11 protein-coding genes and 1 other RNA gene are annotated in these 13643 nt (G+C 73.4%); 4 read left to right on the top strand and 8 right to left on the bottom strand.

What is annotated here, in order from left to right:
- The first annotated feature begins 251 nt into the window (after window positions 1–251).
- Window positions 252–1718, top strand: a complete 1467-nt coding sequence (locus tag LG632_RS30625) for an SH3 domain-containing protein (RefSeq protein ID WP_308109237.1) — start codon at window positions 252–254, stop codon at window positions 1716–1718.
- A gap of 306 nt (window positions 1719–2024) precedes the next feature.
- On the opposite strand, the gene ssrA is transcribed toward LG632_RS30625, so the two are convergent.
- The 5 genes from ssrA to ftsE form a co-directional block, all read right to left on the bottom strand.
- Window positions 2025–2417: a transfer-messenger RNA gene (ssrA, locus tag LG632_RS26565) on the bottom strand.
- An 89-nt stretch (window positions 2418–2506) separates the two neighbouring features.
- Window positions 2507–2986: an SsrA-binding protein SmpB gene (smpB, locus tag LG632_RS26560; protein ID WP_226730084.1), complete on the bottom strand. Its 480-nt coding sequence runs from the start codon at window positions 2984–2986 to the stop codon at window positions 2507–2509.
- 18 nt (window positions 2987–3004) lie between these two features.
- The gene (locus tag LG632_RS26555) at window positions 3005–4195 is read right to left on the bottom strand and encodes a S41 family peptidase (RefSeq protein WP_226730083.1); all 1191 of its coding nucleotides are present in this window, start codon (window positions 4193–4195) and stop codon (window positions 3005–3007) included.
- Window positions 4196–4262: 67 nt separating this feature from the next.
- Window positions 4263–5198 carry a permease-like cell division protein FtsX gene (gene ftsX / locus LG632_RS26550; protein ID WP_226730082.1) on the bottom strand — a complete coding sequence of 312 codons (936 nt, stop codon included), beginning with the start codon at window positions 5196–5198 and terminating at the stop codon, window positions 4263–4265.
- Between the two features lie 17 nt (window positions 5199–5215).
- Complete coding sequence (ftsE, locus tag LG632_RS26545) at window positions 5216–5905, bottom strand: cell division ATP-binding protein FtsE (RefSeq protein ID WP_226730081.1); 690 nt, start codon at window positions 5903–5905, stop codon at window positions 5216–5218.
- Window positions 5906–6144: 239 nt separating this feature from the next.
- On the opposite strand from ftsE, the gene LG632_RS26540 reads away from it, so the two are divergent.
- Entirely contained in the window at window positions 6145–6336 is a 192-nt protein-coding gene (locus tag LG632_RS26540; protein ID WP_226730080.1) for a hypothetical protein, read from the top strand.
- A gap of 143 nt (window positions 6337–6479) precedes the next feature.
- Here the strand turns inward: LG632_RS26540 and prfB are convergent, their stop codons facing one another.
- The gene (gene prfB / locus LG632_RS26535) at window positions 6480–7595 is read right to left on the bottom strand and encodes a peptide chain release factor 2 (RefSeq protein WP_226730079.1); all 1116 of its coding nucleotides are present in this window, start codon (window positions 7593–7595) and stop codon (window positions 6480–6482) included.
- Between the two features lie 350 nt (window positions 7596–7945).
- Here prfB and LG632_RS26530 point away from each other — a divergent pair, with 350 nt between their 5' ends.
- On the top strand, window positions 7946–8971 hold the full coding sequence (locus tag LG632_RS26530; RefSeq protein WP_226730078.1) for an isopenicillin N synthase family dioxygenase: 1026 nt from the start codon (window positions 7946–7948) through the stop codon (window positions 8969–8971).
- 172 nt (window positions 8972–9143) lie between these two features.
- Here LG632_RS26530 and LG632_RS26525 read toward each other — a convergent pair whose 3' ends face one another.
- Together LG632_RS26525 and LG632_RS26520 are read right to left on the bottom strand one after the other, a co-directional pair.
- The gene (locus tag LG632_RS26525) at window positions 9144–10397 is read right to left on the bottom strand and encodes a serine/threonine-protein kinase (RefSeq protein WP_226730077.1); all 1254 of its coding nucleotides are present in this window, start codon (window positions 10395–10397) and stop codon (window positions 9144–9146) included.
- Window positions 10398–10620: 223 nt separating this feature from the next.
- On the bottom strand, window positions 10621–12456 hold the full coding sequence (locus LG632_RS26520) for a serine/threonine-protein kinase (RefSeq protein ID WP_226730076.1): 1836 nt from the start codon (window positions 12454–12456) through the stop codon (window positions 10621–10623).
- A 378-nt stretch (window positions 12457–12834) separates the two neighbouring features.
- Between LG632_RS26520 and LG632_RS26515 the strand changes: the two genes are divergently transcribed.
- Window positions 12835–13643, top strand: an 809-nt coding sequence (locus tag LG632_RS26515; protein WP_226730085.1) for an FHA domain-containing protein, incomplete at its 3' end; no start/stop codon positions are given.

Genomic DNA, 13643 nt, shown 5'->3' with positions numbered 1-13643 from the left:
CGGCCCCCACGCCAGAGCCACGCCCGGCCCCGCACCGAGGCCGCGCCGGGCCCCCGCCGGTCCCCCACAGGCGCCCGCCCCCCCCCCCGCACCCGGGTCGTCCCGGGCTCCCCCGGCACCCCGGTCACCCCGGGGCACCCTGCAACCGAGTGACCGTCCCCGCGAGGTGCCCACCACCGAGGCTCATGATCAGCTTTAACTGGTGGGGCCTCAAGCGCACTTCTGCGCACTTCCCCTCGCGGAGGAACCCCTTGTCTGCTTCCCGCTGCACGCGTGCGGCCCTGGTCGTCGCGTCCGTGACCGCGACCCTCCTGGTGCCGTCCGTACCGGCCCTCGCCGACTCGACCGGCATCCGCTTCTCGCAGCCGTACGTCCCCTCGATCGCCGCCGGCCGGACCGGCCGCGTCGTCATCGTCGCCGTGAACGGCTCCGACCCGGCCGTCAGTTCCACGTTCCGGATCACCGCGCCGGAGCGGACGACGTTCCCGGAGCCCCGCTTCTACTGGAACGACCAGCGCTCGGCCGGCTCCTGCGCCCGGTCCGCCGACGCCCGCCGGCTGACGTGCAACGCCGGGACCCGGGCCGGCTTCACCTTCCCCGCGCACACGCAGACCCGGCTCGCCGTGACCCTGCGGGTCGACGCGAACGCGCCCGAGGGCACCACCCTCGACGGCGGCGAGTGGGAGACCGGCGCCGACGCGCCGACCCTGTTCGCGGTCGCGACCCCGGTGACCGGCCCGCGGGGCGTCCAGGGCCCGAAGGGCGACAAGGGACCGAAGGGCGACAAGGGCGACAAGGGCGACCACGGTGAGGACGGCCGGCCGGGCAAGCCCGGGCTGCCCGGCCACCACGGACTCCCCGGCCTCCCGGGCAAGCCCGGCCCCAAGGGCGAGAAGGGGGACAAGGGCGAGACGGGCGAGCGCGGCCCCGAGGGCCCGCAGGGCGTCCAGGGCCCGGCCGGCCCCCAAGGCCCTCGCGGCCCGCAGGGTGCCCGCGGCCCGCAGGGACCGCAGGGCCCGCAGGGTCCGGCCGGTGGCCCGCGCGGCCCCAAGGGGGACAAGGGCGACATGGGCGAGCGCGGTCCGGCGGGCCCGAAGGGCGACTCCGGACTCCGCGGCCCGGCGGGCCCCGCAGGGCCGGCCGGTCCCCAGGGCCCGCAGGGACCGAAGGGGCCCAAGGGTGACCAGGGTCCGAAGGGCCACCAGGGTCCCAAGGGCCCGCAAGGCCCGAAGGGTCACCAGGGCCCGGCCGGTCCCCAGGGTCCCAAGGGCCCGAAGGGTCACCAGGGCCCCGCCGGCCCCCAGGGACCCAAGGGCCCCCGCGGCCCCGAGGGCCCGCAGGGCCCCCAGGGACCGAAGGGACCGAAGGGCGACAAGGGTGACGCCGGCAAGCCCGGCAAGCCCACCAAGCCCGGCACCTGCAAGAAGTGCGGCAGCGACCACCAGGGAGGCCACGGCGACCACGGAAGCGGCCACACCCAGAAGCACGCCAAGGCCCGCATCGTCTCGCCCGGCCAGGGCCTCGGCATCCGCTCCGGCCCGGGCACGGGCTACGCGAGGAACGGCAAGCTCGCCACCAACGCCGTGGTCGAGGTCCAGTGCAAGGTCAAGGGCCAGACCGTCGCCGGCAACGCCCTCTGGTACAAGCTCGCCGACGGCCGCGGCTGGATCGCCGCCCGCTACGCCCAGAACCTGAACAAGGTCCCGTACTGCTCCTGACCGCTCCCACCGGCGAGGGCCCACGGCACAGGCCCGGGCCCTCGCCCCTCGTGAGGACGGAAGAGACGGTGTACCTCCTGCGCTCTCCGGCCAATGCGCGGCGGCTCATGGAAGCCGTCGCCCGGGATCGTGAAGGCGCCGCCACGATCGCCAGGACGAGGGAGGACCTGCAGGCTCTGGCGGGTGACGAGTGAGGAGCGCCCACTTCGCCCCTGTCGGGCTGCTGGTCCTGCCGGCCGGCCCCCGCCCCCGGGCATGACGAAGGCCCCGCAGCCATCGGCTGCGGGGCCTTCGCCCACATGGGATGAGTGGAGATGGCGGGAATCGAACCCGCGTCCAACGGTGCAGAACCAGGGCTTCTCCGAGCGCAGTCCGCTTCGATTTTCTCGGCCCCGGAGATCACGCGGACAAGTCTCCGACGGGCCCAGTCACTGTTTGGTTTCCCTCCAACCCCCGTGACCGGGGCTAGAGGTTTAGATCCCTAGCTGACGCCAGGATCCGGGTCGGGATCACGCCCGGGCTGACGCTCCTCACAGAGGCTTCGTTTGTTTCGCTGTTATTAGGCAGCGAGGGCGAAGCGGGAGTTATCGCTCTTGGTGTTGGCGATTATTTTTTGCGACATAGGGTTAACGAGATCATTGCCGCTTCCTCGGCTCGCTTCCCCTGCCTCGACATCCGCTGTCGAAACCGATCATCCCCATGTTGAATTAACAAACCGCAGCCATCCCTCACCAGGGGGTGGTGCTGATGCCATGGTACGCGACCACCGCCGTCGGAAGCTACAGGATTTAACCCCGCTGACGCCTGCGCGCCGCAGACATCGCGCGGTCCGCTTCGCGCCGGTCCTGCTTCTCGCGCAGCGTCTGGCGCTTGTCGTACTCCTTCTTGCCCTTCGCCAGCGCGATCTCGACCTTGGCCCGGCCGTCCTTGAAGTACAGCGAGAGGGGCACGATCGTGTGACCCGTCTCCTGCGACTTGGACTCCAGCTTGTCGATCTCCTCGCGGTGCAGGAGCAGCTTCCGCTTGCGCCGCGCGCTGTGGTTGGTCCAGGTGCCCTGGCTGTACTCCGGCACGTGCACGTTGTGCAGCCAGGCCTCGTGGCCGTCGAGCTGCACGAAGCCGTCCACCAGCGAGGCCCGGCCCTGGCGCAGGGACTTCACCTCGGTGCCCATGAGCACGAGACCGCACTCGTAGGTGTCGAGGATGTGGTAGTCGTGCCGCGCCTTCTTGTTCTGGGCGATCAGCTTGCGCCCTTTTTCCTTAGCCATAGTGCGGTCATTTTCGCACTACCGACCCACCCCGAGGCCACCCAATACCGCGCGGGCCCGCTCCTCCGCGCGCTCGCCCGCCGCGAGGTCGGGGGTGATGCCGTTGCCGTCCACGCTGTGCCCTGCCGGGGTGCGGTACGTGCCCACGGTCAGCTCGGCGACCGCGCCGCCGGGCAGCTCGGTGGGCATCTGCACCGAGCCCTTGCCGAAGGTGCGGCTGCCCACGGTCACGGCGCGGCCCCGGTCCTTCAGGGCACCGGTGACCAGCTCGGCGGCGCTCATGGTGCCGCCGTCGACCAGGGCCACCAGCGGCCGGGCGGTGTCGCCGCCCGGCTCGGCGTACAGGGCGCGCTCGGCGCCGCGTACGTCGTACGTGGCGACGAGGCCGCCGTCGAGGAAGGCGGAGGCGGCGGTGACGGCCTCGGCGACCAGCCCGCCGGGGTTTCCGCGCAGGTCCAGGACGACCCCGGAGCCGGCCGGGGCGCCGCGCACGGCCCGGCGGACCTGCTCGCCGGAGCCCCGGGTGAAGGAGGCGACCTTGATCAGGGTGATCCCGCCGGGGAGCTGCCGTACGGTGACCGACTCGGTGTGCAGCTGCTCGCGCCGCAGGGCGGCCGTGCGGACCTCCTCGCCCCGGCCGAGCCGCAGCTCGACGGGGGTCCCGGCGGGGCCGCGCAGCAGGGCGACCACGTCGGCGGCGGCCAGGCCCGTCACGTCGCGGCCGTCCACGGCCAGCAGCCGGTCGCCGGCCACGATGCCGGCGCGGGCGGCGGGACCGTCGGGCTGCACGCGGGCGACCTGGATCCGGCCGTCGCGCCCGCCGCGCATCCACAGGCCGACGCCGGTCCAGCGGCCGTCGAGCTCCTCCTCGAAGGCCTGGAACTCGCCCCGGTCGTAGACCACGCCCCAGCGGTCGCCGCTGCGGCTGACCACTTCCTGGGCGGCCTTCTTGCCGGACTTGCCCTCCGCCACGGCCTCGGCGGCGGCCCGGGCGACGGCCTCCCGGTCGGCGGTGCCGGCGCCCCCGGCCGCGTCCGCCGCGGCGGTCTGCGGCACGTCCGCGCGGACGGCCTCGACCTGGTGCTCGTCACCGCGTTCCCAGCAGCCGGTGCTGGCGGCGGTCCCGAGCGCTCCCAGTAACGCCAACGTCAGAACGGCCCCGCGACGCAGGTCACGGGGCCGGGAGGGGAAGGCGGAGCGGCCCGGCATGGCGCCGAGTCTAGGACAAGGCCCCCGGCGGCACGGAGGGTTGGCCGTACCGCCCACGGGGCGCTCGTCACACCTTCAGGTACTTGCGCAACGCGAGGAACGCCGCCATCGACGGCATCAGCACCCCGATGGCGAGCACCAGCGGGAGCTTGGTCAGCACCGATCCCCAGCCCATGAAGTTGATCAGCTGGATCTTGTCGCGCAGCGCCACCCCGTGGTCGATCACGAAGTACTGCCCGCTCGCCAGCATCACGCACGCGAAGCCGGCGCCGATCAGGCCCGCGACGGCCGCCTCCATGATGAACGGCACCTGGATGTAGAAGCTGGAGGCGCCGACCAGCCGCATGATCCCGGTCTCCCGCCGACGGCTGAACGCCGAGACGCGCACCGTGTTGACGATCAGCAGCAGCGCCACGATCAGCATGATCAGCATGATGCCGAGGGCGGCGAAGTTGAGGTAGCGCAGGATCCGGAAGAGATCGTCGATCTCCTTGCGCTGGTCGTCCACCGTGTAGACGCCGTCGCGGCCGGCGAAGGCGGTGGTGATGACCTTGTACTTCTCCGGGTCCTTCAGCTTGACCCGGAACGACTCCTGCATCTGGTCCGGGGTGATGGTGCTGGCCAGCGCGGTGTGGCCGTACTGCTCCTTGTAGTGCTTGTAGGCCTCGTCGGCGGACTCGTAGTAGACCGTCTTGACCAGGTCCATCTTCTTCAGGTCGGTCTCGATCTGCTGCTTCTGCTCGGCGGTGACGGCGCCCTTGGCGCAGGCGGTGCCGCCGAGTCCGGCGCCGCCCTCCTGGGCGTCGTTCTTGTTGCACAGGTAGATCGAGATGTTGACCTTGTCGTACCAGTAGCCCTTCATCCGGGTCACCTGCTCGCGCATCAGCAGGGAGCCGCCGAAGAGGGCCAGCGACAGGGCGACCGAGATGACGACCGCGAAGGTCATCGTGAGATTGCGGCGGAGCCCCACGCCGATCTCGGACATGACGAACTGGGCGCGCATGGCGTCTCTTCGGCCTTTCAGTGCTGGTAGCCGTAGACGCCGCGCGACTGGTCGCGGACGAGACGGCCCTGTTCGAGTTCGATGACGCGCTTGCGCATCTGGTCCACGATCTGCTGGTCGTGGGTGGCCATGATCACCGTGGTGCCGGTCCGGTTGATGCGGTCGAGCAGCTTCATGATCCCGACGGAGGTCTGCGGGTCCAGGTTGCCGGTGGGCTCGTCCGCGATCAGCAGGGCCGGCCGGTTGACGAAGGCGCGGGCGATCGCCACGCGCTGCTGCTCACCGCCGGACAGCTCGCCGGGCATCCGGTCCTCCTTGCCGCCCAGGCCCACCAGCTCCAGGACCTGGGGGACGGCCTTGCGGATCTCGCCGCGGGGTTTGCCGATGACCTCCTGGGCGAAGGCGACGTTCTCGGCGACCGTCTTGTTGGGCAGCAGCCGGAAGTCCTGGAAGACCGTCCCCAGCTGGCGCCGCATGTGGGGGACCTTCCAGTTGCTGAGTCTGGCCAGGTCCTTGCCGAGGACGTGGACCTGACCGTGGCTGGCGCGCTCCTCGCGCAGGATCAGCCGCAGGAAGGTGGACTTGCCGGAGCCGGAGGAGCCGACCAGGAAGACGAACTCGCCCTTGGTGATCTCCAGGGACACGTCCCTGAGGGCCGGGCGGTTCTGCTTCGGGTAGGACTTGGAGACGTTGTCGAATCGGATCACGGGAGCACCACGGTCGCCGGGAGTAGGTGTGCGTGACCATACGCGAACGGGCGCGGGGTGGGGACCCACCATCCGGAGTTGCCCGATATGTCCCCGCCGATGTCCCCGGCCCGAGCGAGCCTTCCCGTACGAGTGCCCGGAGGGGGCGCGCCGAAAGCCGCGGGAGCTGGCACAGTGGTAGGGGGGAACGCACGGGTTCCCCGCGTCGTTGTTCCGAGGGGACGAGAGGAGGAGAGCGCATGACATATGACCGGCTCGTGTGCGCGAACTGTGCCGCACCCGTCAGCCAGGGCCGCTGCCCTGTGTGCCGGGCGAACCGGGAGCGCCTCCAGCAGGAGGGCCCCTTCGCCGGCCTGAACCCCATGGTGCTCATCGCGCTCATGGTGGCTCTGCTGGCGGCGCTGGCACTGGTGGCTCACCAGGCGGCGTAGCGCAGCTCCGCCCGCGTCCCGATCGTAGGTCTTGCTCCCGCGTGCCCGAGGCAGGCCGGCACGCGGAAGGGCCCGGACACCCCAGGGTGTCCGGGCCCTTCGCACACGGCGCGCGCCCTTCGCACACGGCGCGCACGACGCGGTTACGCGGTCGCCGTCTCCTGCTGCTTGCGCCAGCGGATGCCGGCCTCCAGGAAGCCGTCGATGTCCCCGTCGAGCACGGAGGTGGGGTTGCCGACCTCGAACTCGGTGCGCAGGTCCTTGACCATCTGGTACGGGTGCAGGACGTAGGAGCGCATCTGGTTGCCCCAGCTGTTGCCGCCGTCGCCCTTGAGGGCGTCCATCTTGGCCTGCTCCTCCTGGCGGCGCCGCTCCAGCAGCTTGGCCTGGAGGACGTTCATGGCGCTGGCCTTGTTCTGGATCTGCGAGCGCTCGTTCTGGCAGGAGACCACGATGCCGGTCGGGATGTGCGTGATGCGCACCGCCGAGTCGGTGGTGTTGACGCCCTGGCCACCGGGGCCGGAGGCGCGGTAGACGTCGATGCGCAGCTCGGACTCGTCGATCTCGACGTGGTCGGACTGCTCGACGACGGGGAGCACCTCGACGCCCGCGAACGAGGTCTGGCGGCGACCCTGGTTGTCGAAGGGCGAGATGCGCACCAGGCGGTGGGTGCCCTGCTCGACGGAGAGCGTGCCGTAGGCGTACGGAGCCTTGACCACGAAGGTGGTGGACTTGATGCCGGCCTCTTCGGCGTACGAGGTCTCGTAGACCTCGGTCGAGTAGCCGTGCCGCTCCGCCCAGCGCAGGTACATGCGCTGCAGGCGCTCGGCGAAGTCCGAGGCGTCGACGCCGCCGGCCTCGGCGCGGATGTTGACCAGGGCCTCGCGCTCGTCGTACTCGCCGGACAGGAGGGTGCGGACCTCCATCTCGTCGAGCGCCTTGCGCACGGCGACCAGCTCGGCCTCCGCCTCGGCCCGGGTGTCCGCGTCGTCCATCTCCTCGGCCAGCTCGAACATGACCGCGAGGTCGTCGATACGGCTGCGCAGCGCCTCGGTCTTGCGGACCTCGGCCTGGAGGTGCGAAAGCTTGCTCGTGATCTTCTGGGCGGCCTCCGGGTCGTCCCACAGGGACGGCGCGGCGGCCTGCTCCTCGAGCACGGCAATGTCTGCCCTCAACTTGTCGAGGTCCAGGACGGCCTCGATCGACCCCATGGTCGAGGAGAGGGACTTCAGCTCTTCGGATACATCGACGACTGCCACGGGTCCAGCGTAGCCGGTCCGCGGGCGGCTCCCGCAGTCCAGGGATGCCGCGGGACCGCGGCCGGGCCGGGAGCACCTCGCCGGGCACGCTCGGCGAGCCGCCCGCTCGGGCGTACGCTCACCGTATGAACGTTCCCCTCGTCAAGCGCCGCCATGTGGACCACATGCGCGTCACGACGACGAGCTGTCTGCCGCCGGACCGAACCAGAGCCCCATCCGCCTGATTCAGCCTGCGGTCCTGTACGCGGCGCAGCGCACCGGCGGCCCCATCCCGGCCGCGGTCCCTCCCGTCGTCCGCGTCCCCGCCATCCCTGGGGAACAGGACCTGTGACATCCGAAACGGAGCCGTCATGACGTCCGCGCACCTGTCCACCGTCCCGTCCACCTCCCCGCTGCCCGTGCTGGACCTCTCCCGGGCCGACGACCCGGCGCAGCGGGCCGCCTTCCGCGAAGAGCTGCACGCGGCCGCCCGGGACACCGGGTTCCTGCACCTGACCGGGCACGGCGTCAGCGCCGCCGAGACCGCCCGGATCCTCGAAGTGACCAGGGCCTTCTTCGCCCTGCCCGAGGCCGACCGGCTCTCCTTGAGCAACCTGAACTCGCCGCACTTCCGCGGCTACACCCGGGTCGGCCACGAGCTGACCGGCGGCGCCTCCGACTGGCGCGACCAGCTGGACGTGGGCGCGGAGCGGCCGGCGCCCGAGGTGGGACCGGGCGATCCGCCGTACCTGTGGCTGGAGGGGCCCAACCAGTGGCCGGCGGCGCTGCCGGAGCTGAAGGACGTCGTGCTGGGCTGGCAGGAGCGGCTGGCGGCGGTGGCGCACCGGCTGCTGCGGGAGCTGCTGGCCTCGATCGGGGCGCCGGAGGACTTCTTCGACGCCGCCTTCGCCGACCGTCCGCACCTGCACACGAAGCTGGTGCGCTACCCCGGGTCGGCGCCGACGGGGGCCGACCAGGGCGTGGGGGCGCACAAGGACTACGGGTTCCTGACCCTGCTGCTCCAGGACGAGGTGGGCGGGCTGCAGGTGGTGCGCGACGGGGGCTTCCTGGACGTGCCGCCGATGCCGGGGGCGTTCGTGGTCAACCTCGGCGAGCTCCTGGAGATCGCCACCGAGGGCTACCTGAAGGCCACGGACCACCGGGTGGTCAGCCCGCCGGGGGCCGTGGAGCGGTATTCGGTGCCCTTCTTCTACAACCCGCGGCTGGACGCCGTGATCGAGACCGTGCCCGGGGACTACCTGGCCAAGGCGCCGGGCGTGGTGCACGACGAGAACAACCCGCTGCACGCGGAGTTCGGGCGCAACGAGCTCAAGGGCTACGTCCGTGCCCACCCGGCCGTGGCCCGCCGCTGGCACCCGGAGCTCGTGGGCGCGTGACGCGGCGGCCCGCCCCGGCCGGCCGGCCGCTCGCGAGCCGGCCGGCCGGGGCGTCACGGCGAGTCCGTGACGGTGGCTCGGCGGGCGGACCGGGCCGTACGCCGGTCACGACCGTACGGCGGTCACGGCCGTACGCCGGTCACGGCCGTACGCGGTCACAGTCGTACGGCGGTCACGGCCGGGCCGGGACCGAGTGGTGGGTGTCGGGCTTGCGCGGCGGGTCGTCGTCGGAGACGGCCAGCCAGCTGCCCACGCCGACCGCCGCCAGCAGCGCGGCCGCGGCCCCGGTCAGCAGCAGGCGCCGCCGGCGCACGGTGTCCGCGCGGTGCCGGGCCGTCCCCGGCCGGTGGCCGCCCGCCGGCCGGGGCACGCGCGCGGTGCCCAGGGCGCCGCCGGCGAGCTCCTCGGGTCCGGGCACGCGCATGGACGTGTGGGTGTCCCGGCTGGACTCCGGCGAGGGCCCCGGGCCCCCGGGCACCAGCGGCACGGCCCCGCGCCGGCGGACCGGGTCCGCGGGCAGCTCCTCGGGCTCGGGCCGCTCCGGCTCCAGGTCGTCCGGCTCGTCCACGTCCAGCGGCGGCATCCCGGCCAGCAGCGGGAGCAGCTCGCGCAGCCGTACGGTCAGCTCCGAGGCCCGCAGCCGGGAGGCGGGGCCCTTGGCCAGGCACTGGACGATCAGCTGCCACAGCTCGTCGGGGATGCCGGGCAGCGGGACGACGGTCTCGGTGACGTGCCGGCGCAGCACCGCGCCGGGGTGGCCGCCGCCGAACGGCGTGAACCCGGCCAGCAGCTCGTACAGGACCGTGGCCAGCGCGTATATGTCGACGGCGGCGCGCGGCGGCAGGCCCTCGACGATCTCGGGGGCCAGGTAGTCGGGCGTGCCGATGATGCGGGTGGCGGGCGCGGTGGCCCGGGGGCCCGCCCGGCGCGGCGAATCGATCAGCTTGGCCACGCCGAAGTCGGTGAGCAGCGCCGGGTGGGCGCCGCCGGGACCGAGCGGTCCCTGCATGTCGAGCAGGACGTTCTCGGGCTTGACGTCGCGGTGGACCACGCCCGCCGCGTGCGCGGCGGCCAGCGCGTCGGCGACGTCGGCGACGATCGCCACCGCCGCCTCGGGGGCGAGCCGGCGCTCGCGGTCCAGCCGGGTGCGCAGGTCGGTGCCCCGGACCAGGTCCATGACCAGGGCCAGGTCGTTGCCGTCCACCACCAGGTCGCGCACGGTCACGATGTGCGGATGCTCCAGGCCCAGGAGCGCGCTGCGTTCCTGCACGAACCGCCCGACGAGCTCCTGGTCGGACGCGAGGTCCTCGCGCAGCAGCTTGATTGCGACGGGGCCGTCCGGGCCCTCCCCGAGCCACACCGTGCCGGCGCTGCCGCGCCCCAGGATCTGGTGCGCGGTGTACCGGCTGCCGATCTTCCGTGCCACGACTGCTCCCTCAGCGGCTGGCGTACGTGCCAAAACTACGCGGCCGGGCGGCGCTTGGAAGCCACGAGGGGGCTCGATTCGCGGTGACCTTCACTTCTGCGGGCGAAATCATGCCTCGGATGTCGACAAATCCACGAAGTCGTGCAGGGCTGCGCGTGGGGCGTCCCGCGCGCAGCCCTGCACCGGGCCGGGGCGTCGGCGTGGAGACGCCGGCGCCGGAGCGTCAGGGGGCGCCGCCGCCGGTGCTGCCGCCGGTGCTGCCGCCGAGGTGGCCGATCCAGTTCACGACGCCCTCGCCCATCGCCCACAGCTGGTCCCACCAGCCGCGGCCGGTGCCGATCCACTCCTGGAGCGGGGTGAGCTCCCAGATCAGCCAGCCGCCGATGACGAACAGCACGATCACGAACAGGCAGCCCTTGAGGCAGCCCAGGCCCGGGATGTGCATCGGGTTCGCGCTGCGTCGGCGCGGCTCGCGGGGCTCGCGGGCGGGCGGCTGCGGGGGCTGCTGCCGCGGCGGCTGCTGCTGCGGCCGGGGCTGCGGCTGGGGCGCCTGGTACGGCTGCGGCTGCTGCGGCTGGTAGTGCGCCGGGGGCGGCGGGGCGTACTGCGGCGGCTGCTGCTGCGGGTAGCCGTACGAGGGCTGCTGCTGGTAGTGCGGGGGCGGCGGAGCCTGGCGGTACCCCTGCGACTGCGGGGGCTGCTGCCGCGGGGGCGGCGGCGGGGCCTGGCGCTGCGGCTGGCGCTGCGGGCGCCGGCGCAGCGGGTCCTCGCTCGGGTCGAGGTACTGGATCTGGGTCTGCTCGTTGCGCTCGCGGGCCGCGCGCAGCTGGGTCTGCCAGGGGTGCGGGGCCTCCGGCTGTCCCCCGGGGCCCGGCGACCCGGGAGGCGCCCCCGGCACGGGCGGCATGACCGCGGTCGGGTCGGCCGCCCCGGGGCCGCCCGGGCCGCCGGTGCTGGGCAGCACGGAGGTCGCGTCGGCGGCGCCGACCGGGGGCAGGACCGAGGTCGCTGCGTTCGGGTCGTAGGCGTCGTAGGCGTCGTAGGCGCCCGGGGTCGCCGCGGCGGCGGAGCCGGTGGGCAGCACCTGGGTGGCGTCCGCGGCGCCGGGGACGCCGGTGGCGCCCGGCGTCTCGGGCACGGGCGCGGGCGAGGGGTCCGGGGTGAGCAGCGCGCCGACGCCGAGGGCGGCCTCGACCTCGTTCGGGGCGGAGTGCACGCCGATGCCGGCGGCGACCACCCGCAGGGCGCGGGCCAGGCTCTCGGCGCTCGGCCGCTCGGCCGGCTCCTTGCGCAGGCAGCGCTCGATGACCGTCCACAGCGGCTCGGGCAGGGTCGCGGGGCGCTGGGGCTCCTCGCTGAGGTGGCGGTGGAGCACCTCCAGGGCGGTCGCCCCGGCGAACGGCGGGCGTCCGGTGACCAGTTCGTACAGCAGGATGCCGGCGCCGTAGATGTCGACGGCGGAGGTCTGCGGGCGGCCCTCGGCGGACTCCGGGGCGACGTAGGCGGGGGTGCCGACGAACTCGTGCGTGCGGGTCAGGCCCGGGGAGTCGGCCAGGCGCGCGATGCCGAAGTCGGTGAGCATCGGACGCATCCGGCCGTCGCGCTCGTCGAGCAGGACGTTGGCGGGCTTGAGGTCGCGGTGCACCACGCCGTCGGCGTGGCTGGCCGCGAGGGCGTCGGCGATCTGGGCGGTCAGCAGGCTCGCGGCGACCGGGGTGAAGGGGCCGTTCTCGCGGAGGTACTTGTGCAGGTCCGGGCCGTCGATCAGGTCCATGACCAGGGCCAGGAGATCGCCCTCCACGACGAGGTCGCGGGTGCGCACGATGTTGGGGTGCGTCAGGCGCAGCAGGACGGAGCGTTCGCGCAGGAAGCGCATCACGACGTCCGCGTCGTGCGCCAGCTCCTCCTTGAGGACCTTGATGGCCACGGTCTCGCCGGGCTGCCCGGCGACTGCCGCCTCCGCGCCCGCGGTCTCCCGCTGGCGGGCACGCCAGACGGTGCCCGTAGCGCCGCGTCCCAGCGGCTCTTCGAGCAGGTACTTGCTGCCGACTGGCCGCACGTCTCGCGCTCCCCTGCTTGCTGTGTCGATGAGTGGTCTTTTCCGGCTGCTTTTCCGGTCGCTTTTCCGGCCCACTCTAGGGGGTGTCCCTGAGGAAGACGCAGGGCACGCGGTGACGGTTGCCGCACGTTTGTACGAAGAATGCCGATTCGGCGGTGCCGCGGAGGCGTTTTACGTCCGGATGAGCGCGGGTAGTGTCCCGCCCGGCGATCGATCAAGATCATTTTTCGGTGGGTGCCGGGCGTGTTGTCGGCGGCAGGTGCGAGGATGCATCCGTACGGGACGACCGGGGGGCGGCGATCATCGGGCAGGGCCCGCCGTTCCCCTGCCGGGCGCACATCGCGCACCGCGCAGGTGCAGAAGGGACCGCTGACGGCGATGCAGATCCGGCTGACCGTCCTCGGGCCGCGCAGCGGCCACCAGCAGCTCGCGCGGCCGAGCTGCGACGTGCTCGTCACCGCGCCGGTGGGCACCGCGCTGGCGGCGGTCGCCGCCGGCCTCGTCTCGACCGTCGGCGGCCCCGACACCGGCGGCACGGTCGTGCTGTACTCCGGCCAGGAGCGGCTGGACCCGCAGCGGCGGATCCTGGGCGAGCCGCCGCTGGTGGACGGCGCGGTGGTGGCGGTCCACCAGCCGGCGACGGAGCACGCCGAGGCCGGGGGCGCCGTGGCGGAGCTCCACGTGGTGGCGGGGCCGGACGCGGGCGGGGTGCACCTGCTGCACCCGGGCGCGATCCGGGTCGGCCGCTCGGCCGAGGCGGACGTCCCGCTGGACGACCCGGACGTCTCGCGCCTGCACTGCGCGGTGACGGTCACGGAGGACGGCCGCGTCTCGGTGGCCGACCTGTCCTCGACCAACGGCACCACCCTGAACGGCACCGAGCTCGGCACCGCCCCGGTCCCCTTCCCGCCCGGCGCCCTGCTGCGCACCGGCGAGTCCACCCTCCGCCTGTCGCCCCCGACCCGGACGACCCGCCTGCCGCTGGTCCCCGACCTGGAGGGCCACCTGACACTGCGCGGCGGCGCCGCCGGGACCGCGCCGGACGGGGCGGACGGGCCTGAGCCGGGCGACCCCGCCGCGACCGGGGCCACCGGCGACGGCGGGGGCACCGGTGCCGCCGGGGGCACCGGGATCACCGGTGCCGGCGAGGCCGCCAGGTCCACCGGGATCACCGCTCCCGCCGGTGA

Origin of the sequence: Streptomyces antimicrobicus (genome assembly GCF_020532625.1) — a bacterium.
GTDB lineage: Bacteria > Actinomycetota > Actinomycetes > Streptomycetales > Streptomycetaceae > Streptomyces > Streptomyces antimicrobicus.
Note: the sequence above shows the minus strand (reverse complement) of the source record. Positions and strands in the feature narration are given on the sequence as shown.